This window comes from Nocardia alni, assembly GCF_019038435.1.
GTDB classification, from domain to species: Bacteria; Actinomycetota; Actinomycetes; order Mycobacteriales; family Mycobacteriaceae; genus Nocardia; species Nocardia alni.
The window spans coordinates 19,836-42,008 of record NZ_JAGPOX010000082.1; the positions used below are offsets into that span (position 1 = coordinate 19,836).

General features: G+C 68.3%; 21 protein-coding genes. 3 read left to right on the forward strand and 18 right to left on the reverse strand.

The features are described 5' to 3' along the window. Positions 1-6 precede the first annotated feature (6 nt). The 10 genes from JZ791_RS27200 to JZ791_RS27245 all read right to left on the reverse strand — a co-directional run bounded on the left by JZ791_RS27200 (position 7) and on the right by JZ791_RS27245 (position 10,222). The gene (locus JZ791_RS27200; RefSeq protein WP_216898080.1) at positions 7-2,658 is read right to left on the reverse strand and encodes an MmgE/PrpD family protein; all 2,652 of its coding nucleotides are present in this window, start codon (positions 2,656-2,658) and stop codon (positions 7-9) included. A 322-nt stretch (positions 2,659-2,980) separates the two neighbouring features. Continuing rightward, a complete protein-coding gene (locus JZ791_RS27205; RefSeq protein ID WP_216898081.1) occupies positions 2,981-3,898 on the reverse strand; it encodes a LysR family transcriptional regulator in 918 nt (305 codons plus the stop codon). A 226-nt stretch (positions 3,899-4,124) separates the two neighbouring features. Then, entirely contained in the window at positions 4,125-4,532 is a 408-nt protein-coding gene (locus JZ791_RS27210) for a VOC family protein (RefSeq protein ID WP_216898082.1), read from the reverse strand. A 62-nt stretch (positions 4,533-4,594) separates the two neighbouring features. Continuing rightward, a complete protein-coding gene (locus JZ791_RS27215; RefSeq protein WP_216898083.1) occupies positions 4,595-5,257 on the reverse strand; it encodes a response regulator transcription factor in 663 nt (220 codons plus the stop codon). Beyond that, complete coding sequence (locus JZ791_RS27220) at positions 5,221-6,405, reverse strand: sensor histidine kinase (protein ID WP_216898084.1); 1,185 nt, start codon at positions 6,403-6,405, stop codon at positions 5,221-5,223. Before JZ791_RS27220 ends, JZ791_RS27215 begins: the two co-directional genes overlap by 37 nt. Then, positions 6,402-6,917, reverse strand: a complete 516-nt coding sequence (locus JZ791_RS27225) for a hypothetical protein (RefSeq protein ID WP_216898085.1) — start codon at positions 6,915-6,917, stop codon at positions 6,402-6,404. The genes JZ791_RS27220 and JZ791_RS27225 overlap by 4 nt, the downstream gene beginning before the upstream one ends. A gap of 63 nt (positions 6,918-6,980) precedes the next feature. Beyond that, entirely contained in the window at positions 6,981-7,424 is a 444-nt protein-coding gene (locus tag JZ791_RS27230) for a type II toxin-antitoxin system VapC family toxin (RefSeq protein ID WP_216898086.1), read from the reverse strand. After that, on the reverse strand, positions 7,421-7,657 hold the full coding sequence (locus JZ791_RS27235; RefSeq protein WP_216898087.1) for a FitA-like ribbon-helix-helix domain-containing protein: 237 nt from the start codon (positions 7,655-7,657) through the stop codon (positions 7,421-7,423). The genes JZ791_RS27230 and JZ791_RS27235 overlap by 4 nt, the downstream gene beginning before the upstream one ends. A 51-nt stretch (positions 7,658-7,708) precedes the next feature. Next, complete coding sequence (locus tag JZ791_RS27240; protein WP_216898088.1) at positions 7,709-8,902, reverse strand: DUF1501 domain-containing protein; 1,194 nt, start codon at positions 8,900-8,902, stop codon at positions 7,709-7,711. Positions 8,903-8,914: 12 nt separating this feature from the next. Beyond that, on the reverse strand, positions 8,915-10,222 hold the full coding sequence (locus JZ791_RS27245; RefSeq protein ID WP_216898089.1) for a DUF1800 domain-containing protein: 1,308 nt from the start codon (positions 10,220-10,222) through the stop codon (positions 8,915-8,917). A gap of 109 nt (positions 10,223-10,331) precedes the next feature. Here JZ791_RS27245 and JZ791_RS27250 point away from each other — a divergent pair, with 109 nt between their 5' ends. Together JZ791_RS27250 and JZ791_RS27255 are read left to right on the forward strand one after the other, a co-directional pair. After that, entirely contained in the window at positions 10,332-10,988 is a 657-nt protein-coding gene (locus tag JZ791_RS27250; protein ID WP_216898104.1) for a response regulator transcription factor, read from the forward strand. Continuing rightward, positions 10,985-12,433 (forward strand): sensor histidine kinase, encoded by a 1,449-nt coding sequence (locus JZ791_RS27255; RefSeq protein ID WP_216898090.1) that lies wholly within the window; start codon positions 10,985-10,987, stop codon positions 12,431-12,433. Before JZ791_RS27250 ends, JZ791_RS27255 begins: the two co-directional genes overlap by 4 nt. 82 nt (positions 12,434-12,515) lie before the next feature. On the opposite strand, the gene JZ791_RS27260 is transcribed toward JZ791_RS27255, so the two are convergent. From JZ791_RS27260 to JZ791_RS27295, 8 genes are all read right to left on the reverse strand, one after another. Further along, positions 12,516-13,841 (reverse strand): glycoside hydrolase family 27 protein, encoded by a 1,326-nt coding sequence (locus JZ791_RS27260; protein ID WP_216898091.1) that lies wholly within the window; start codon positions 13,839-13,841, stop codon positions 12,516-12,518. A 59-nt stretch (positions 13,842-13,900) separates the two neighbouring features. Then, positions 13,901-15,097, reverse strand: coding sequence for an NAD(P)-dependent malic enzyme (locus JZ791_RS27265; RefSeq protein ID WP_216898092.1), 1,197 nt, complete (start codon positions 15,095-15,097; stop codon positions 13,901-13,903). Between the two features lie 578 nt (positions 15,098-15,675). Next, on the reverse strand, positions 15,676-17,253 hold the full coding sequence (locus tag JZ791_RS27270) for an FAD-dependent oxidoreductase (RefSeq protein ID WP_216898093.1): 1,578 nt from the start codon (positions 17,251-17,253) through the stop codon (positions 15,676-15,678). Positions 17,254-17,304: 51 nt separating this feature from the next. Beyond that, positions 17,305-17,571, reverse strand: coding sequence for a hypothetical protein (locus JZ791_RS27275; RefSeq protein WP_216898094.1), 267 nt, complete (start codon positions 17,569-17,571; stop codon positions 17,305-17,307). 34 nt (positions 17,572-17,605) lie between these two features. Continuing rightward, positions 17,606-18,460 carry a PHP domain-containing protein gene (locus JZ791_RS27280; protein ID WP_216898095.1) on the reverse strand — a complete coding sequence of 285 codons (855 nt, stop codon included), beginning with the start codon at positions 18,458-18,460 and terminating at the stop codon, positions 17,606-17,608. Positions 18,461-18,678: 218 nt separating this feature from the next. Continuing rightward, entirely contained in the window at positions 18,679-19,254 is a 576-nt protein-coding gene (locus JZ791_RS27285; RefSeq protein WP_216898096.1) for a suppressor of fused domain protein, read from the reverse strand. A 3-nt stretch (positions 19,255-19,257) separates the two neighbouring features. Then, the gene (locus JZ791_RS27290; RefSeq protein WP_216898097.1) at positions 19,258-19,749 is read right to left on the reverse strand and encodes a YflT domain-containing protein; all 492 of its coding nucleotides are present in this window, start codon (positions 19,747-19,749) and stop codon (positions 19,258-19,260) included. Positions 19,750-19,761: 12 nt separating this feature from the next. Then, on the reverse strand, positions 19,762-20,718 hold the full coding sequence (locus JZ791_RS27295; RefSeq protein WP_216898098.1) for an HpcH/HpaI aldolase/citrate lyase family protein: 957 nt from the start codon (positions 20,716-20,718) through the stop codon (positions 19,762-19,764). 271 nt (positions 20,719-20,989) lie between these two features. On the opposite strand from JZ791_RS27295, the gene JZ791_RS47345 reads away from it, so the two are divergent. Further along, positions 20,990-22,173 (forward strand): lytic transglycosylase domain-containing protein (locus tag JZ791_RS47345; protein ID WP_498049407.1); only part of this gene is annotated, 1,184 nt, incomplete at its 3' end.

Genomic DNA, 22,173 nt, shown 5'->3' on the forward strand with positions numbered 1-22,173 from the left:
TGCTCACTATCCTTTCGGCTGCGAGATTTTCGAGAACTCCTCGATCGGACGATCGAGATCCCACGGCGACGTGGCGGCCGTGTCCTGCGACACGGATCGCCAGATGACGCCGAGGCCGGTGGTGACGCCGTCGAGCGCCGTACCCGGGGCGAGCAGTGCCGCGAGGCCGCGGCGGCCCTCGATGGCGGTGGGTGCGGCGGTGAATCCCGCGCGTGCCAGGTAGGCCGCCTGCACGGCGTCACCGGCAGCCTTGCCGGATTGCAGTGCACCCACCGGGGTTTCGGCAAGCACCGCGAATCCCGCTGCCTGAGTGGCGGCCATCCCGAGGGCATGCGCCAGTACGGTCGGGTGCAGCCCGAGCAAGCGTCCGGCGGCGGCCGCCGCACCAAGGCGTCCGATCGCAGTCGCCGAGTCGAACGCGCCCAGGTGAACTCCGATCGCAATGTGCATGCGGCGCACCACCTCTCGGCCGACGGCAACCGCCTCAGCGACCGCACCGAGCGTATGGCTCCCGGCAGATCCCACCGCCAACGCCGCAGCGACGATGACGACATCACCAGTGCTGTGTGCCACCTCGCCCCCGACACCGCATGCCGCAGCACCGGTCAGCACGGCCGCCCAGAGGACTCCGAAGCGCCCGGCCCGGCCCGGAACCCCTACTTTCCCCGAATCACCCTCGACAGCAGCAACCTCGGCAATTGCCGCCACCTCCGGACCAGGCGTCGCAGCAATGACCACCTCTATCGCGCGCACAGCCTCTGCCGTGGCTACGTCCGGCACCCGAACCCCGGCGGCGAAACCGGCCAGCAGAGAAGTCGTTCCCGTTGCGCCATGGTCGCTACTGTCGGCTCCGGCCCCGGCAGCATGCCCGCTGCCAGATTCGTAACCACCATCGGACCGGCCACCGGCATCGACTCGGGCCTCGGCAGCGAGAGCACCGGCAGATCCGAAGGCGACATCGGATCGCGCGGCGGCAGTGACAGCCCCATGTTCAGCACCGGCCCCGACACCAAATTCGGCTGTGGCGACCTCCGATCCCTCGTCGAACGCTACGGCAGAACCAGATCCAGCTCCGGCAGTATTCGTCCCACCGCCCGGCACCGAAGCACCATCGGGCGGGGATGCGACGGCGGCGGATCCGGCACCGGAATCGAAGACCGCGGTGGCTACGTTCGATCCGTCATCGGACACGACTGCGGTACTGAATCCGGCTGCGGCTGTGTATGGTCCGTCGTCCGACACGGCTGCGGCATTGGACTCGTCTACCGCTGGGATCGCTTCGGAGGAGGGTATCGCTTCGGTATCGAATTCTGCTGGCACCGTGGTTGTTTCGGGTGTTATCGCATTGATCAGGGGGGTCAGTCCGTCTGGGGTGTCCAGGGCGGTCGCGGCGATTATGCGGTCGGTGCGGCCGGGGAGGACGTCCTCGATCAGGTTGCGGGCCTTGGCTGTCAGTTCCGCGTCGGTGAGGGGGCGGGCCAGGCTGCCTCGGGCGTGTTCGACGTATTCGGTGATTTCGGTGCCGTTGTCCAGGTGGACCGTCAGGCGGGCCTCGTCGCGGCGGATTTCCGGATCGGTTTCGAAGCGTACGGCCGCGCGTAGGCGCCGGAGGTCGTCGGCGGTTACTCGCTCGTCTCGGAACTGCCGCAGTGTCAGTTCCCCGTCGGCCAGTGCGGCGGCGATGGTATGTGCGGCGCTGAATCGTGCCTGGAGTCCGTCGGCGGGTTGGATGCGGCCCATCAGGTCCACCACTAGCGGGTGGCAGTGAGCGGTGATTCTCTGTACCCGTTGGGGATTCGGAATCCGCACCGCGGCCGCCACCGCCGCATCGATCAGGGGATGACTGACGATCCCGCACGGATACGGCTTGAAGGTGTTCTTCTCCAGTTCCCAGCGCTCGCCGAGCCCGTCGAGGAGTTGTTCCGGATGCGCCTGGGTGGTGAGGGCGGCGAAGAATCCGCCCGGGCGCTCGAAGATCTGTGGTACGCCCGGGAATCCGCGTTCGGCAAGGAGCGCGGCCAGCAGTCCGTTCGCCGCCGCCTGCCCCGGATGAAAGGGTTTGGTCATGGAGCCGAAGGCTTCCCGCTGACCGAGAGTTTGCGTGGCGGCCAGCGCGACCGCGGTCTCCAGTCCGGTCGCGTCCAGCTCGCGCAGGACCGCCGCCGCGACCGCCGCACCCACCACCCCGCAGGTGCCGGTGATATGCCAACCGGCGTCGTAATGTTCCGGCGATATCGCATTACCCAGCCGCAGTTGCGCCTCGCAACCGACCGCGAACGCACGCAGCACCCGCTCCCCCGATGCGCCGAGCGTCGCACCCAGTGGCAGCACGGTAGCCAACGTCGCGGCCCCGGGGTGAATCACGGTCGCCAGATGGGTGTCGTCGAAATCGTCCAGATGCGCGGCGATTCCGATAGCCAACGCCGCCCCGAACACGTCGAGCCGTTCCCCACGCCCCGGCACGGACACCACGGGTTGACCACCATGCTCGAGACCGTGCGCAACGGCGATATCCACCGCCGCCTCACCCGACGCCCCGACCGACGTCGCGACAACGTTCAACAACGTCCGCTGAGCAGCCCTCCGGACTCGCGGCGGCAACGGCACCGCCGCGAGTCCGACCAACCCGACACAGAAATCACTTGTGAGAGAAGTCACATGGCAAACGGTACGATCGGCGCCCTCGCGAATCGACAGCGCCAACCAACCCAATCGTTACGCCCAACGCAACGATTACCCCCACACCCGCCGCCCCCGAAAACCACCGGCTCCCACATGAATTTCCCGACCTGAGCCAACGACCGTCCACGACACCTGACGGGCGGTATTCGAGAACACCTCGATGGACGAGTCTTCAACGCCGCCTGCCGACCCCGGGCTGAGCCGCCCCGGTGAATCCGGAGACTTTGATGTGCCCCGGGTTTCCCGATCTGAGTCCAACGATCATCCGGGACACCTGACAAGCGGTAGCCAAGTACACCTAAGTGGATAAGTCCCTCAACCCCACATACCGCTGCGCGACCTCCCGCAACACACGCAATTGCGCCTCTCGCCCCGGTTGCCGCCGATAGGCCAGGCAGACGGTCCGCCGGGTCGGCACGGTCTCGATCAGCGGCAACAGCGCCACCCCCGGATGCCCGTAATCCCCCATCCGCCCTGGCAGTACCGAGACACCGATACCAGCCGCAACAGCCCCGGTCACACTGAACAGATCATCGGTGTCGAGCACGATACGCGGCGTGAAACCCGCACGCGCACAGGCTCTCATCAAATATCCACGACTGTTGGACCCCTCACTCATCGCCACGAACCGCCGATCCGCCACCGAACTCAGCTCCACCGCCGCCCCCGCGTCCAGCGCATCCCCGGTCGGCACCGCCAGCAGCATCGGCTCCTCGAACAGCGGCACCACCCGCACATCGGGCTCGACCGGTGAGATCGAGGTGAACGCCGCGTCCACTTCGCCCGACAGCAACGACGCGATGATCGCGGTAGCCGCACCCTGCCGCAGCATCACCCGCACCCCTGTCGCCTGCTCCTGGAACGCCGCGACAATCCTCGGCACCACCGCGATCCCCAGTGAGAAGGTATGTCCGATCCGCAGCGGCACCAGGTTCGCCCCAGCCGCCGCCAGCACCGCGTCCACCGCATCCGCACGCGAGCGCAACAGTCCGGCCGCCTGGCGCACCAGCACCCACCCGGTATTCCGCAACCGCAGCCGCCGCCCCTCCCGCTCCACCAGCCGCACCCCCAGCTTGTCCTCCAGCGCCCGGATCGCCCGCTGCACACTGGGCACGCTCATCCCGAGATGGTCGGCGGCCTGCCCGAGATGTTCGGTGGCGGAGAACGCCAGCAGCACTTCCAGATCGTGAAAGCTCACCTGCGCGGCCCGATCCATACACCACCTCCGGGTCCCCCGCCCGCAATCTACGCGCGCCCCCACGCGGCGCGCGGTTTTCAGTACCCAGCGCGACCGACCGAGCCGAACCTCGTCGCAGGAGAACCCGGTTCGGCAGTCCGAGAACCGGCCTCCCGCTGCATTTTCCGGCCGATTCTGGCGGAAACCGGACGATCGGGCCACAAGAATGCAGCGATAGGCCGGGGTAGGTCACAACGCATCCGCCTCAGCGGACCTCGCCGTAGTTCAGCTGCCAAGACACGCCGAAGCGATCGTTCACCCAGCCGTAGCGAGTGCTGAACGGGTACTCGTCCAGGGGCATCAATGCTTGACCCCCCTCTATCAGGGCGTTGTAGAGATATTCCAGTTCCTCGTTCGTCGCGCACTGGACGAACAGCGACATCGCCGGGGTGAAACCGAAGGCATGGGATGCGGGGCTGTCGATGCACTGGATGCGCTGGCCCGCCAGGGTGAACGCCGCGTGCTTGATCGTTCCTTCCGGGCCGGGGTCGCCGGGGCCGTACCGCTGCACGGACAGGATCTCACCGTCGGGAAACAATCCGACGTAGAAGCTCATCGCCGCCTCGGCGTTCCCCTCGAACATCAGTTGTGTGGTGATTCTCTGATCGTCCATATCCCGATCCTGCCACAAAAGGCAACCTTAAGGTTGCACTATGCACCCCGGGCCGGCTGCCGTCACACCGCGAGGCCCGCACGATGGGCGTACGCGATGGCCTGACCTCGGTCGCGCACGTCCAGCTTGGAGAACAGCGAATTGATATGACTCTTGACAGTACTGACGCCGATGAACAGCTCGCGGGCGATCTCGGAGTTGTTGCGGCCCTGGGCCATCAGACGTAGCACATCGAGTTCGCGGTCGGTGAGATCCGCGCGCGCGGGCTGTGCGGGCGCGCCGAGCGCGGAAACCAGACGGCCGGCGACGTCGGCGGCGAGGGTGGTGTGGCCGCTGGCGACCGAGCGGACCGCGGCGGCGATCTCGGAACGCCCCGCGTCCTTGGTGAGATATCCGCGGGCGCCCGCGCGCAGCGCGCCGGCGATCGAGGCGTCGTCGGCGTAGGTGGTCAGGACCAGGACGGCTGTCTCGGGATGTTCGGCGACGATCGTGGCGGTGGCGGCGACGCCGTCGATACCGGGCATGCGCAGATCCATCAGCACCACACGTGGGGTCAGCGTGCGCACCAACTCCACCGCCTCCGCGCCGTCGCGGGCCTCACCGACCACCTCGACATCGGGCAGCAGCGACAGCACGGTCGCCAGTCCGTCGCGGACCGTGGTCTGATCGTCCGCCACCACCACCGAGATCACCGGCGCGGCACTCGGATTCGCACCCTCCACCATCGACCCTCCTTCGCCGAGAGCCCGTCCTCGGCATCCGTTCGTGCGGCGTCACCGGCTCCGGCGGCCACCCTGTCCGCCTCTACACTGCCACCCACCGCCGCGATGCGTTCGGTCATCCCGAGCAGACCCGCCCCCGCGCCGGTGCTGCCCAGGGAAACCCAGTGGGAGGCAATCGGATTGGTGGCCTCGATCTCGAGGAACCCGGCATCCGCATCCCGGATGGTGAGCGCGACGGGCTGGTCGGGCGCATGTTTGCGGGCGTTGGTCAGCACCTCCTGTACCGCTCGGGTGAGCGCGACCGCCACCTGCTCGTCCACGCCTCGCAACTCGACATCGGCGTGCAGCCGCACCTGCCCGCCCACCGCGCGATGATCCTGCAGCAGACGCTCGAGCTCACCGGAGAGATCGAATCTCTCGGCGCGCAGCGCGTTCACCACGCGCCGAGCGTCATCCAGTCCCGATACGGCCAACTTGTGGGAGGCCTTGACCCGTTCGGCCGCTCGCTGCACATCCCCGGCCTCGAGCAGCGCGTCGGCGGCGTCGAGTTGCAGCACCAGCCCGCCCAGGGTGTGCGCGAGCACGTCGTGGATGTCGCGGGCCAGCCGTCCGCGCTCGGCCATGGCCGCGGCGCGGTCCCGCTCGTCGCGGATCACCCGGCTCTGCTCGACCAGGATCCGGTTCTGCTCGCTGGTGGTCCGCGCCTGACGGCGGCTCCAGCCGATCAGTCCCACCACCACCAAGCCGATCAGCAGGCCCACCACACCCGTCACATTTCCGGGCGTGGTGAGTATCGAGATGCCCAGGCATACGACGGTCAGCGCCGAAACGCCGAGCCCGAACCAGAGCGTCTCCCCCACCATCGCCAGGGCGGAGGCGGGGGCCACCAGTGCGGAGATGGCCGACCCTGGCACCCGGACGCCCGTCAGACCACCACCGATCGCCAGGGCGAATACGCACAGCCGCACCGTCACAGGCGTCAGTGCAGGCGCCAGCGCCCACACCGCCCACCCGGCCCACGACAGGACCGCGCCCGCGGCGAGCCACGGGTGATGCCACAGCGGGACGCTCAGCGAGGACAACACCACGGCGACGAGCCCGATCAGGCGCAGCAGCCTGGACAGGCCGTTCGTCGACAGGGGGGTGGTCATCGGATCCAGTCTGCCGTACCCGCGGAACCGGCCGCGACCGGGCGCATCCGCTCGGCACGCCGCAGCAGCACCAGGCTGCGCCCCGCGCGGTTGAGCGCCAGCATCAGCAGGATGAAACCGGCCGAGGCCACGATCTTCGCGCCGCCCGCCGAGGCCCACACGTCCACACCCAGGCGCAGCGCCAGCATGACGAACCACAGCAGCGATCCGACCAGTCCGGTGCGGGCCTGCAACGTGCCCTCGGCCCACCGGAACTGCGACAGCATCCCCATGCCCACGCCGACCGCCACGCTCAGCACCGCCTCCAGCGCGAGCAGCGCCACCGCCGTCGTACCGAACGTCGCCCCGGACAGCGCGGTCCTGGCCTCCACGACCCCGATCACCGCGAGGATGATCGGACCGCGCCAGATCCGCCCGATATCCAGGACCTGCCACCTGGTCTGCCGGTAGACGACGAGTCCGAGCACCAGGACGACCACAATGCCTTCGAGCACCGCATGCTGCATGTTCATAGCTCTACGGTCGCCGACGCCGATGCCTCCACCCACCACCCGCAGGTGGACCCGGGGTGGAAATCAGGCCGCGGACACCGGGGTGAGGAACTCGCAGGTGGGCCCGGACGCCCGGGCCAGGCGCTCGTCGAGCGTGATGAGCGGTATCCCCCTGGCCTCCGCGATCGCGACGTACGCGGCGTCGTACGCGGTGACATTCTCGCGCAACGCCCAGACGCGTTCGGCCACCGCGTAATACGGGTCGAGAAAGATCACCATGTCGAGCATGTCGGCATGGGCGAGGTTCGCGGTCGTCTCGTCGATCAACCCCGCCAGCCGATTGCGGCGCAGGACGTTCGTGACCTCGAAGGGCATCAGATCGGAGGCGAACAGCATGCGCCCCTCGGCGACCTCGCTGACCCATTCGCCGACCGGACCCGAATCGACGAGCAATGCCACCACGGCCGAGGCGTCGACGACGGCCGCGGGACGGGTCGGCATCCCGCGACGGATGGGAACGACCGTCATCGTCTGTCCTCGTCGCGCGCGGCGAGGATGTCCTCCCGGCTCAGCTCGGTGCGCGCGGCACGCACGCGAGCACGCGCGCGAGTGACGACATCCTCCAGCGGAGGGTGCGTAGTGATCTCGATGAGCTGCTGCATCAGGAACTCCTGCAGCGAGCGGCCCTGACTCGCCGCGCGCGCGGCGAGCTCGTCCCGGATGCCCTCGGGGACGTTGCGGATGGTGATCGCCACTGCCATGATGTCAGTCTAGCGTCTATGCCTGCATAATGCAGGCATAGCTGGTCCGGATCAGGCGATCAGGCCGAGATCGCGGCGACCGGCGCCGACCACCGGCCCCGGATCGGTGGAGACCACCCGCCGCAACAGCTCGTTGTAGATGTCGCGGAAGTCGACGGTGGACTTCAGATCACCGTCGTCGAGGTCGGTGAGGCTGGGCTCGTCGCCGTAGAAGCCGCCCTTGACCGGCATGCCGGCGACGAAGACCGGCCCGGCGGTGCCGTGGTCGGTGCCCTGCGAGGCGTTGGCGCGTACGCGGCGGCCGAATTCGCTGTACGCCAGCAGCACCACGTCACGCCCGCGCGGATGCCCGGCCATATCGCGCAGGAATCCGGAGACCGCCTCATCTACCCGGCCCAGCTGTCGCTGCTGGGTCTCGCGTTCGCCGGCGTGGGTGTCGAAGCCGCCCAGACTCACCGAGTACACCCGGGTCGGCACACCGGCCTTGATACATTGGGAGACCAGATTCAGTTGCGCACCCAGTGAATTCGCGCCTCGCTTCGTCCGGTCCGACTCGACCTTCGAGAACGTCTGCGACACGGTCTGTTCCGAGCGATACCCGCCGCACACGAAACCCTGTGCGGCACTGTCCCGCGGATCGGATATGGCCAGCGCGGCCAGCTCCGCCCGCATCGCCGAGGTCAGCGGAGCGGACGCCGGATCCAGCGCCGACGCGGTGTGTTTCGCGCCGATGGCCAGCGTCGGCAGCACCGAACCGATATTCACCGCACGCAGCGGATCCTCGCCGGTCGCGTCCAGCCAACGGCCGATCCAGCCGGTGGGCGAGGGGTCGTCCGGGACGGCGGTCTGCCAGATCTCCATGGAACGGAAGTGGCTGTGATCCGGTTTCGGATAGCCCACGCCGCGCACGATGGCCAGGTTGTGACTGTTCCACAGACCTGCCATGCCCTTCATCGCCGGGTTGAGGCCGAGCTGCGAGTCCAGGTGCAGCACTTCCTCCGGGCGGTAGGACAATTCGGGACGAGCGTCGTGATAGGCGTTGTCGGCGTAGGGAATCACGGTGTTGATGCCGTCGTTGCCGCCGTAGAGCGTGAGCACCACCAGGATTCCCGACCCCGCGGCCAGCGGGGTTGCGCTCGCGCGGTGCTGCAATTCGTCCCAGGTGATCGCGGAGGCGCCCAGCACCCCGAGCGCGCCCAGCACGCTGGAGCCGACGATGAATTGTCTGCGACTGACTCGAGTCATGGCGATTCGTCCTCAGCTGGTCAGGTATTCGGGCGTGTTCACGGCGATGGCGGCCAGGCGGGGCGGGCTGTTCACAGCCGTCCCCAGCACCTTGGCGCTGCGGTCGGACCACGCGCCGACGCCGAGCAGATGACCGACGACATCGATGCGATCGCTGGTACCCGCGCTCGAAATCGCCGACAGATCGGCCTTTTTCAGCAGGGAGGTGATCGCCGAAAGCCGAATCTGCGCGGCGGCGGTCGACATCCACGCCTGCCCACTGGGCCAGCCGCCCACATCCGGTGGGTAGAACGGCACTTGGCCCAGGGTGCGCAGTACCCCGGCGACGTGCCGCGCATCGGTGTCCTCGCTCAGCGGCACGCGGAACGCGCGCACCGCCCCGATCAGCCATTCCACCGGGGCGTGCACGACGGTATCGCGCGCACCGGTGAATTCGGGATCGGTGAGTATCGCAGTGGTCAGCGCGCCCAGATCCCGGCCCGGACCGTAAGCGGCGGTGAGGCGATCCAGCGCCGCCGGTGAGGCCGGATCGTTCGAGGCCAGCTGCTGCCACATCCGCCCGCACACATATTTCGCCGACTCCGGGCGGCCGAGCACGATATCGCAGTATTCCTTCGTACCCAGCGGACCCGTCACGCCCAGAAGGGTTTTCGTGCCCGTATCGTGGCGTTCGGGCTCGAAGACCGCGCCGCCGTCCTTGACGACCCAGCCCGTCAGCGCCCGGGCCCCCTCGCGCACATCGGTTTCGGTGTATCCGTTGCCGTGCCCGAGCGCGAACAGCTCCATGAATTCGCGCGAGAGGTTCTCGTTGGGCGCCTTGGCCGTGCTGGCGTTGCCGTCCAGCCAGCGCAGCATCGCCGGATCGGTGAGCATCGCGTAGGCCAGCTGTGAGAAGTCCCCGGCGCTCATCGTGCGCAGCGTCCGATTCTGCCCGGCCAGCTCCGCGGCGCTGCGCACTTTGCTGGCCGATGTGGCGAAGTGGTTGTGCCACAACAGGGTCAGCTTCTCCCGGACCGGAACCCGCACCGCCGCCATGCGCCGGATCCACCACACGGTGAGTGCGTCGAGCTGCTGACCGATCTCGGCGCCGTGCTGCTTGCGCTGCTGGACGGTCGCGTTCTTGCCCGGCGGCGTCGGCGTCGTGAACTGCGGCATCGGGGTGGCCCGCGCGCCCGGATCGGCCTCCGGATCACCGGCGAGCGCGGCGCGCAGATACCCCACCGGATCCGGCGTCGCGTCGATCTCGGCTCCGGTCGCACCGAAACCCGCACGGCGCAGCACCCGCGCGGTGTGCGTCCACTGTGCTGATTGGCTGGCCATGCACCGAGTATCGGCCGAAAACCGGCCGTCTCGAGAGCGCGCACACGGGACTTTCAGCCAATCCTCAGCGCGGAGCAGCAAGAATGTCTGTGTGCAGAGCGGGCGAATCATGATCATCGAAGACGCCGACGCGATCCGGGCCGCGGTGGCGTCGGGACTGGGTGCGGCCGGTCACGAGGTGCTGGCGCGCCCCGACGGCGCGCAGCTCGAGCGCGATCTGGCGCAGTTCCGGCCCGATGTCGTGGTGCTCGATGTGATGCTGCCCGGGCGGGACGGCTTCGTCCTGCTGGAGTCGGTGCGGGCGCACTGCGCGGCGGGGGTGGTGATGCTGACCGCCCGGGATGGCGTCCAGGACCGGGTGCGCGGGCTGCGCGCGGGATCGGACGACTACGTGGTGAAACCGTTCGATCTGACCGAACTCGTGGCCCGGGTGGAGGCGCTGCTGCGGCGGATGGGCAAACTACAGACCAAGATCACGATCGCCGATCTGGTCGTCGACGTCGATTCGGGCATCGTGCAGCGCGGCAACAACACCGTTACCCTGACCGCGACCGAATTCAAACTGCTGACCTATCTGGCCGCGCATCGCGACCAGGTGGTCACCAAGACCCAAATCCTCACCGCGGTATGGGGTTACGAGGATTACGACCCGAATCTGGTGGAGGTGTACGTGAGCGCGGTGCGCCGCAAACTCGAGGAGCACGGCCCGCGCCTGCTGCACACCGTGCGCGGTATGGGATACGCGTTACGCGCCGGGGACCGATGAAGACGGTATCGCTACGCCGCAGGGTAACCCTCACCGCCGCGATCGTTTCCGGGATCGCGCTGCTGGTCGTCGGATTCGCCGTGCACAGCCTGTTCGCGTTCGTGGTCACTCGTACCGAGCAGAACACGATCACCGACCGGGCGCAGCTGGCCCGCCAGCTCGCCCAGCAGCACACCCCGCCCGGCGAGCTGATCGCCCGGGTCGACAACCGCTCGGTGCGTGCGCGGCTGGTACTGACCGACGGCCGTGCCTACGGCAGCCTCGTCCCGCGCCGTGAGGCCGAGAACGTGGGCATGACGCGCCGGATCGTGCTGGTCGGCCGGGGCCCGGTGAATCGCGCCCGGCTGACCCTCCAGGTGGATATGCCGCTGCTGGCCAAGATCCAGCAGGAGCTGGTGTGGGTGATCGTCGGGGCGATCACCGTGGCCCTGGTCTTGATCGCGGGCGGCCTGTGGTTCGGTGTGCGGCGCGCGCTGGCGCCGCTGGATTCGATGACGCTGCTGGCCCGCGATATCGCCCGCGGGCATCGCGGCCGCCGTCTGTCCCCCGCCCGGACGAATACCGAACTCGGCCGCACCGCCGGCGCTTTCGACGAGATGCTGGACGCGCTCGAGGGCGCCGAGGCGCGGGCCCGCGCGTCCGAGCGGCAGCTGCGGGCCTTCGTCGGCGACGCCGCGCACGAGCTGCGCACCCCGGTCGCCGGAATCCGAGCGATCGCCGAGGCCGTCCTGCACCAGCGGGCCGACGCCGATGCCGAGGAAACCCAGCGGATGTATCTGCTGCTGGCCCGGGAGGCGCAGCGGGCCGGGCGACTGGTCGACGATCTGCTCGATATGGCCCGCATCGACGCCGGCCTGCAACTGCACAGCGAATCACTGGACCTGTACGAGCTGACCCAGGTACAGGTGGATCGGGTGCGGATGCTGCACCCGAGCGTCGAATTCCAGCTCGACGGCGTGCCCGCGCGGGTGACGGCCGACCCCGAACGAATCGGTCAGATCCTGGTGAACGTGCTCGGCAACGCCTGCCACGCCATGCCCGATGGTGGCCGGGTCACGGTGCGCGTCGGCGTGCACGGTGATGTCGCTCGGGTCGTCATCGCCGATACCGGCCCCGGGGTCCCGCGAGCCGACCGGGAGCGCATCTTCGACCGCCTGGTCCGCCTGGACCCCGCGCGCGAGATCCGTTCCTCGGGGTCGGGACTGGGCCTGCCGATCGCCCGCGGTATCGCCCGCGCGCATGGCGGCGACCTGGTGTGCGCCGAACCGATCGAGGGCGTCGGCGCGGTCTTCGTCCTGACACTGCGGGTCGATGCGAGCCCCGCCCTGACCACCGGTGCGGCACGCCTTCAACTAACGCAATCGGATTCGCAGACCACCGAACCGATCGTCTCGGCTTCCGCACCGACGAACCCGCTGCGGCGTTCTCTGGAGCTCCGTCACTGATATCAACACACCATTCGTTCCCGTAATTGAAACCGCGTCGACACTTCGACGTTCATTATTTCGAAAAGCCCGACGGTAATTCTCAACTCGCCCGAATCGGACCGATCCGCAGAAGTACGGTGTCGTGCGCCGATACCTGCGCGCCGATCGAATTCCCCACTGTCGTCCGTGTTCCGGTCCACAGATTTCGGGCGAGGTAACCATTCCCCGCGGGCAGCCCGAGATCCGCCAGTGAAATAGATATCCGCGCATCGGCATCACCGCTGTTCCACAACGCCACCGCCATCGATCCATCCGATAGCGTTCTACGCCAGACTTTTCCGCCGGTTCCGGGCACCACGGTGGCAGGCGCGGCGAGCGGATCCTGGTCCACGGCAATGACATCTCTATCGGTCAGCAGCCGCCAGGTCGTCTCATCCATGTACGGCAGCGCATTACCGGCGATCAGCGGGGCGGCCAGCAGCGACCACATGCCGAACTGGGTGCGCTCCTCGGCGGGTGTGAGTCCCGGGTAGGCGGTGCCGGCCACACCGGCGACGCCGACGGCGAGCATATCCGGATCGGCCCAGTGACCCGGCCCGGTCCGTGCCGCCCACCACGAGGCGGTGTCCAGAATCTCGCGAATGCCCTGGTCCCCGGCCAGTCCCTGACCGAGCGCCCAGCCCGGGTAGGCGTCGTTGGTGGTACGCCACAGGGTGCCGATGCCGGACCAGTCGAAGATCGTGCCGGGCGGCGCCTCCGGCACGTCGCTGTTCGGGTTGATGCTGTAGACGACCGGACGACCGGTGGCGCGCAACGCATCTCGCATTCGTGTGAAGTCGTCGATCTGCCGGTCCAGATCGGAATCCGGTGAGCACCAATCGTATTTGAGATAGTCCACACCCCAGGACGCGAAGGTGCGGGCATCGGCGGCCTCGTGTCCGGCGCTGCCCGTACTGCCCGGATAGGTGCCGGCGATCTGCGCGCAGGTGCGTGCGTTCGGGCTCTGGTAGATCCCGAATTTCAGACCCCGCGCGTGCACATAGTCGGCCAGCGCCCGCATCCCCTGCGGGAACCGCTTCGGATCCGCTTGCAGCGCACCGGAAGACGTGCGCTGGGGCAGGAACCAGCAGTCGTCGACGACCACGTACCGATATCCGGCATCGCGCATCCCGCTGGCCACCAGCGTGTCGGCCGCCAGCTCGACGGCCTGCGCGTTCACGGTGCAGCCGTAGCTGTTCCAGGAATTCCAGCCCATCGGCGGGGTCGGCGCGACGCCGGGTATCGCGACCGTCGCACGGCTCAGCCGCACGGTATCGGAGACGGGTGCGGAGGCCGCGCAGCCGAGGAACAGCAGCACCACCGACAGCGCTACGGCCAGCGTCCCCGCGACCGGACCCCGGCGACTGCCGGACGGCTCGCCGGACATCGCAGAACGCCCCACCCGTCGCGGCGTGGGGCGCTCTTTACCTGTGATGACAACGATTGCTACGCAACGCCTTCCGCACGCGCGGCCGCGGCGACGGCCTCGGCCACGGCGGGCGCCACGCGGGTGTCCAGCGGGCTCGGGATGATCTTGTCGGCGGCCAGTTCGTCGGCCACCACACCGAAGATCGCCTTGGCGGCGGCCACCTTCATGCCCTCGGTGATCCGGCGCGCGCCCGCGTCCAGCGCGCCCTTGAACACGCCGGGGAAGGCGAGCACATTGTTGATCTGGTTCGGGAAGTCGCTGCGGCCGGTGGCCACGATGGCGGCGTACTTGTGCGCCACCTCCGGGTGGATCTCCGGATCCGGGTTGGACATCGCGAACACGATGGCCTCGGGCGCCATCGAGGCGATGAGCTCCTCGGCGATGGTGCCCGCGGACAGGCCCATGAACACATCGGCCCCGGCCAGCGCCTGCGCCGCGCCGCCGCTGAGCCCGCGCGGGTTGGTGCGCCCGGCCAGCTCGGCCTTGACCGAGTTCAGGTCGGTCCGGTCGGTGCTGACGATGCCCTTCGAATCCAGCACGACGACGTCCGAAACACCGGCGGCCAGCAGGATGTTGCTGCACGCCACACCCGCCGCGCCCGCACCGGAGATGACGACCTTCAGGCCCGACATATCCCGCTTCTGCACCGCGGCGGCGCCCTCGAGCGCGGCCAGCACCACGATCGCGGTGCCGTGCTGATCGTCGTGCATGACGGGGCAGTCCAGCGCCTCGATGATCCGCTTCTCGATCTCGAAGCAGCGCGGGGCGGAGATGTCCTCCAAGTTGACCGCGCCGAAGCTGTGCCGCAGCCGGATCACGGTCTCCACGATCTCGTCGACGTCCTTGGTGTCCAGGACGATCGGAATCGAGTTCAGCCCGGCGAACTTCTTGAACAGCGCCGCCTTGCCCTCCATCACCGGCAGCGAGGCGCGCGGGCCGATATCGCCCAGGCCGAGCACGGCCGTGCCGTCGCTGACCACGGCGACCAGACGGTCGGTCCAGGTGTAGCGCTTGGCCAGCTCCGCATCGGCGTGGATGGCCCGGCTCACCTGCGCCACGCCCGGGGTGTAGGCAATGGACAGATCGCGCTGCGAGTCCAGGGGTGCGCTGAGTTCTACCGAGAGCTTGCCTCCGAGATGGCCGGCGAAAATCTCATCATGCGTAATCTCGGACAGGTTGGCAGTTGCATTCGGTGCGTCAGTCACAGATGACACGATTTCACTCCTGCTCGGTGCGGTCTAAACCGGGGGACGGTTACCGTCGGGTATGGGAAATAGGGGTTTTCGGCTTTACAGCCGAGTTACTCACGGGTGCTCACGCCTGTCCGAAAATACTGTTCAGTAGTTACATCAGGGCAAGTCACACAACGGATTACAAGACATGATCAGCATATAGCGAAACAGATCCGCGAATCCGATCCGGAGGGTTGTCCGGGCAGAGCGTATGGGGGACGGTAAGGCGGCGGAACTTGCGGAGCCACCGGGGTGGGTTGACCCGGCGGGTGATCCGCGGACCGGAGCCGTGCGTCACGGATCGCCGTTCACCAACATCCCGGACCGGGCGGTGGCATCGGCCGGGATCCCGAACATTCTGCCAGTAGGTCGAGGACTTGCCAAATCACCACCCCTCCTGCGAGGTGCGGCGCGCCCGCGCGAGGTGGACCATTCGTACCATCTCCCGACAGTAGGTGACGGGAATTACCGTCGAGTTAGTGAAGACTCGCGGATGAGAACGCCCGGTCGGTGAACTGTCGCACCGGACGCGACCGGCAGGAGTGAGCAAAGCGGCGATATCAGGCCGGGGCGAGGTCGGACGGCTGTGCCGGGATCGGTTCGCACTGCCGCGCGCGCACCCATACCGATTCCAGGCCGCCGGTAGACAACATCCGGCACCAACTGTCCCCCGACGCCGGGTAGTCGGTGCGGCGATGCACACCGCGTGATTCGGTGCGGGCCAGGGCGCTGTACTTGGTCCACCGCGCCACCGCCAGCAGCGCCGCGGCCTCCCGGGCGTGGACCCTGCCCGGGCCGCTGCCGCCCAGATCGAATTCGGTGGCGGGCCAGATGGCGTCCAATTCGGCGATACTGTCGCGCAGGCTCCCGGCGCTGCGCCAGTAGCTGCGCCGCAGCGGCAGCGTGTGCTCCTGTACCAGGCCGACCACCGCGCGCGGATCGATGCCCGACATGTGGTGCAGTCCCGCGCCGGGCACCGCCCGCACCGCACCGAGGCGTCCGCGTCCGCGCGCGAACCGGGCCGCGCTCGCGCCGGCCCACGAACCCGACGTCATCGCCCAGGCCCCGCCGTGGCCGTCGAGCCCGCCGACCGCGCCGGTGATCGGCTCGCGGGCGGTCACCTCGCCCGCACCGAACAGTCCGGGAACTGTAGTGGCACAGTCGAATCCGGCCAGGCGCACACCGCCGGCGCCGCGCACGGTGCCCTGCAGTACGGCGCGCAGCGGGACTCGCGAGACGTCCTGAGAGGAATCGCACCAGGACGCGTAGACCCGCCGACCATCGGCTATCGCCGCGAAAGCCTGTGCCCACGAAGCAGATCCGGCATCGTCGAATACCGTGCCCGATTCGTCGGTCAATGTCGTGAAGGACCCTCTCGCTCGTCCCGGACCCCCGGACCCCCTCGACGCCGATCCGTCCATCCACGGCGCCGTCCCGGCCGTCCACGGCGCTCCGGCCGCCTCCCGAGCCTGAGCCGGGACCAGGGAGTACGCACTGGAGAACTCCATTCCGGACAGCTCGCCACCGGCCTCGACGGCCATCAGCAGCCCGTCGCCGGTGTCGACATCGGTCCCCGCACCCCCGGAACGGAACGCACATCCGCCGGTCGCCAGCACCACGGCCCCGGCGCGCGCGGACCAGCCGCGAAATCCATTGCCCACCTGGACACCCGCCGCACCGGTCACCACGCCCTCGGCGTCGGTGAGCAACTGGAGCGCCGGGTGGTAATCGAAGATCCGCACCCCGGACAGCACCAGGCGCCGACGCATCCGAGCCAGGTATCGTGCCCCGTCCAGGCTGATCCGCACCGGCTTCCCGGTGTAATCCGGTGGAATGTGATACCCCCAGCGGATCAACTCTTCGACCTGACGGTGCGTTTCGGCCAGCAGCCGCACCATCCATTCCGGATCACCGAGCCGCCCGCCGTCGGCGAATCCGCGCGCCACCGCCTCCGCGTGGGCCGCACCGGGCGGGATATGCCAGAGCGAGACACTGCCTTTCGCGGTCGGTCCGCTGGCACCGCACCGTGCCTTGTCGAACAAGACCACGCGTGCGCCGGCACGTGCTGCGGCCAGCGCCGACCACACCCCCGCGGGACCACCCCCCAACACCAGTACGTCGGACTCGATCTCGGTCACGATTAATAAGGTTCGGCCACAATTCACCTGGACGCAACTATTACAGGGGGTTTAATTCCACCATTGCGTAACCAATAGATAACCTGCCGCCACAAAAACGACCAGTGCCCCAGAAAAGGCGGCCAAAGCTCGACGCCTGTCTGTGTATACCTGGGCAGTCACGGCCACCACCGACAACCCGATATGCCAGGCCACCATGCTCATGCCCGGTCCGGGATACCCGCGCAGCCCGCCGACCACCGCCGAACCGGCCACCACCACTGTCAACACCACCATCCCCGCGGCAATCGCACCGCTGAGCCCACGCAGCACCCTCACGCCACCTCCATCGGGCGCACCCCGACCCGAGACCTCATGCCGACACCACCGGCACCCCGGTCGCCTTACCGGCGAGTTTCTCGAATTGCGCTGGATCCGTAGTGAATTCACCCAGCCGGATGGTCTTGTTCGCGCCGTGGTAGTCCGATGAACCGGTCGTCAGCAGCCCCAGCTCGGCGGCCAGCTCACGCAGGACCGTGCGATCGGCCGCACTGTGATCCGGGTGGTCGACCTCCAGCCCGCCCAGCCCGATCCCAGCCAGGTCACGGATCTCGTCCAGGGCCAGCAGCCGACCTCGTTTGCGCGCCCGTGCGTGCGCCACGACCGGCACACCTCCCGCGGCGGTGATCATCTCGACCGCGCGGTGCAGCGGCGTGTCGGCCTTCTCGGCGTAATAGCGCCCGCGCGGGGCCAGCAGCTTCACGAACGCCGCGTCCACCGTCGGCACCACCCCGGCGGCGACCAGTGCGCGCGCCAGATGCGGACGCCCGGCCGCCGGGCCCGCAGAGGCCAGCACGGTCTCCGGATCGACCGGCAGCCCGTCCGCGGCCATCCGCTCGGCCATCGCCCGCACCCGGGTCACCCGCTCGGCACGCAGCCGCTCACGTTCGGCGGCGAAGGCCACGTCGGCCGGATCGAACAGATACGCCAGCAGATGCACCGGCACCGGCCAGCCGTCCTCACCCATCCCCTGACACGACATCTCCATCCCCCGCACCAGCGACATCCCCGACGGCAACGCGTCCAGGGCCTCGGCCCACCCCGCCGTGGTGTCATGGTCGGTGATCGCGACCACGTCCAGGCCGCTCACCTGGGCCTTTCGGACCAGATCCGCCGGACTGTCGGTACCGTCCGACGCGGTGCTGTGGGTATGAAGATCGATGCGCACCGTGTCCATATTGCCCGCTGGCCCGCCTCTGCGCGCCTCAGGCCAGACTTGCGAGTCACGCCCGGTTCCGTTGGCGACCGGCGGTAAACGTGTGGCCGAGTCAGCCCGCTCCCGGCAAGTTACCCGTACAGGCACGAAATCAGTTGTCGTGTCGAGATATCGCGCCGACGTGCCCGCAGGCGCCGAAAATCACCGGAGAGGCAGGCCGGCGAATCAGCTCAGAGACTCGCCGCGCCCCGGTCGGGGTCGCGGATATCGATGCCCGCCTCGGACCATGCCTCACGCAGGGCCGACGCACCGCGAAGGCGGACCCACGCGGCCTCGGTCGCGGTGATCGGCGCGACCGACAGGAAGCGCACGGGGTCGGCCGGTTCGGGCAGCGGTAGGTCCGGTATATCGCTCTGGCCGAGCAGGGCTGCGGTGAAGGGCGCGTCGGCCCACAGGGACTCCCCCAGGTCCAGCAGCGCATCGGTTTGCAGCACAATGCCTTCCACAGCGGGCGAGGCGATCAGGACGCCCAGTGCGCGGGTGAGGCCGGCGTGCGGGGTACGGCGTGCGCGTAACGTCATCACCAGTTCGGCGCGCGGTCCGCGTTCGGAATCCACCACGGCCGCAGCCGGATCCGTCATCGGACGCCGCGCGCCGCCGAGGGTGACGTAATGCAGGAAATTGCCCTCGGGGATGCGCATGATCTCGATCGGTTCGAGTCCGAGAAAGGTCACCGAGGCCGAATTCGCCGACGACACATCGAAATGCGACAGCACCGACGCCCGGACGGAGTCAAGCACATCCATGGATCAGATGGCCAGCCGCGCGAGCATGTCGCGGGCCTGTTCGGCGGCCTTCGGCTCGCACAGCACGTCGTAGCGACCGGCGACCAACTGCATGGTGGAGGCGAAGTCGCGCTGCCCGCGGGTGGCGGCGTAGGGGATCGAGGCGGAGATGAGGCCGAAGATCACGCCGCCGACCAGGCCGACGATCAGCGGGCCGATCGCGCCGCCGCTGGTGAACAGGCTCAGCAGCAAACCCAGGAACAGGCCCAGCCAGGCACCCGAAATCACGCCGCCGCCAATGACTTTGCCCCAGGTGAGCCGATAGAGCACCCGTTCGACCTGCATCAGGTCGACCCCGACGATGGTCACGTTTTCCACCGGGAATTGGTTGTCGGCCAAGAAGTCGACGGCCTTCTGTGCCTCGGCGTAGGTCGGGTACGACCCGACCGGCCAGCCGGACGGCGGGGTCGGCAGACCCGGCCGATTACGGTTCGGGTTCCCGAGCGGGTTCGTCATAACTCCATCATGCTAGTTGGCCGTTGTTGCGGGTGCTACGAAACGCGTGGTTCGCGTCATTCCCGCCGCGCGGCCCTTCTCGGCCACGACCTGAGCCATTTTCGCGCTGGCCTCGTCGATCATCTCCTCGCCCAGCATGACCGCGCCGCGGGCGCCGCCATCGGCCGAGGTGTGATAGGCGTAGGCGTCGAGAATCTCCTCCGCGCGATCGTAATCGACCTGGCGCGGGCTGAAAATCTCGTTGGCGGCCTCGATCTGGGTCGGATGCAGCACCCATTTCCCGTCGAAACCCAGGGCCGCGGTGCGCGCGGCCGAGCGGCGGAACGCGTCCAGATCGCGGATCTGCAGATACGGACCGTCGATCGCCTGCAGGCCGTGCGCGCGGGCGGCCAGCAGGATGGTCATCAGAATGTGGTGATAAGCGTCGCCGGTGTCGTAGCCCTCGGGCTGTTCGCCGACCACCAGCGTGCGCATATTGATGCTGGCCATGAAATCGGCGGGCCCGAACACCAGCGTCCGCACTCGCGAGCTCGCGGTGGCGATCTCGTCGATATTGCGCAGTCCCAGGGCGTTCTCCAGCTGCGGCTCGATGCCGATGCGGCCGATCTCGAGCCCGCAGACCTTCTCCAGCTGGGTCAGCAGCAGATCCAGCGCACGCACCTGACCGGCATCGGTCACCTTGGGCAGCAGGATCGCGTCCAGATTCGCGCCCGCGCCCTCGACCACGGCGATCACATCGGCGTAGGTCCACGCGGTGGTCCAGTCGTTGACCCGCACCACCCGGATCTGGCGACCCCAGCCGGATGAATTCAGCGCCGCGACGATCGTTGCCCGAGCTGCCGCCTTGGCCGCCGGGGCCACCGCGTCCTCCAGGTCGAGGAAGATCTCGTCCGCGGGCAATCCCTTGGCCTTCTCGATCATCCGGGGGTTACTGCCCGGGACGGCGAGCACCGAACGGCGGGTTGGCATGCGTGACTCCTCGGGATCTGGTTTTCAGGGCGAGTCTATCGATACCACTGACGCCAATGGCCCCTAACCTAGCAAGGGCGAAGGACAGTACCGATCGAAAGAGGTTTCGGGTACCGATTTCGCCGCAGGTAGGCGACAACTGACCGCAAATCTCGATAACAACTAGATGACCGGTGGGTAACCTGGATCACGTTGGTCGCGAGCGGCCGCTTGTGCTCCGGCCACTCATACGACGAGAAGGGTTGGTGTGCCGATGCGTATATCGGGACCTGTGACCGTATCGGCGCTGATGGTAGCGGGTTTGGTGGCCTCGGGCTCGGCGGTGGACACCGTCGCGCACCCCACCACCTCCGCGACGGCCGAACCCCAGCTGGCGGCGACATCCGACACCACCGCGGCGACATCCGACGACGAGGTGGGCTTGGTTCCCGCCGCGCCCGAAGCCCCTCGCAAACTCCGCGCGATGGCCGAGTCGCCCGACGGCCTCCCATTGTTCGGCGGCACGGTACCGCTGCAGGAGCTTTCGCTACCGGGTGGCGCCGGGGCCTTCGGCATCCCCGAACTCGTGCTGGCCGCGTACCGCAATGCCGAACTGGCGCTGCAATCCTCGGATCCGAACTGCGGGCTGAGCTGGCATCTGCTGGCCGGTATCGGCAAGGTCGAATCCAATCACGCCGGGGGCGGCCGCACCGACGCCAACGGCACCACGGTCGGAGTCATCTACGGTCCCTCGCTGGACGGCACCCTGCCCGGCAACGAGGTCATCAAGGCCTCCGACGGCGCGTATGTGCGCGCCATCGGCCCGATGCAGTTCCTGCCCGGCACCTGGGCCAAGTACGCCTCCGACGGCCGCGGCAGCGGACATCCGGACCCCAACAACGTCTTCGACGCCACCCTCGCCGCGGGCAAGTACCTGTGCTCGGGCGGGCTGGATCTGCGCGACCCGTCGCAGGAACTGCGGGCGGTGCTGCGCTACAACAACTCCCTGTCCTATGCCTCGGAGGTGCTGAGCTGGTCCAACGCCTACAAGACCGGCGGCACGCCGACACAGGTGAGCATCTCCCCCGACCTCGTCCCGCCGGGTTCCATGCCCGGGGGCACCGGAGCGACCGATGCGACGGGAACGACGCCGGCCACCCCCGCCGAGCCGAAGTCCCCCCGGGCACAGGCCCTCCCGCCGACCCAGTTGGTGATCAACATCCCGGGTCTGCCGCCGATCCCCTGCGGCATCTTCTGCCCGCCACCGAGGCCGAACCCCTGTGACCCCGCGGCGGTTCCGCCGCAGCCTTCCGTCCAGGACGGCATCGTCGCCGGGATACAGCATTGGGCGCCCGGACTTCTCAGCACTCAGGCCATCCCGGATCAACCGGCGAAACCGGGCGAACCGGCCCTCCCGGCGAACGATCCCCAGGCCGTTCCTGTCTCTTATACAAATCTGACGCTGCCGACGACGGA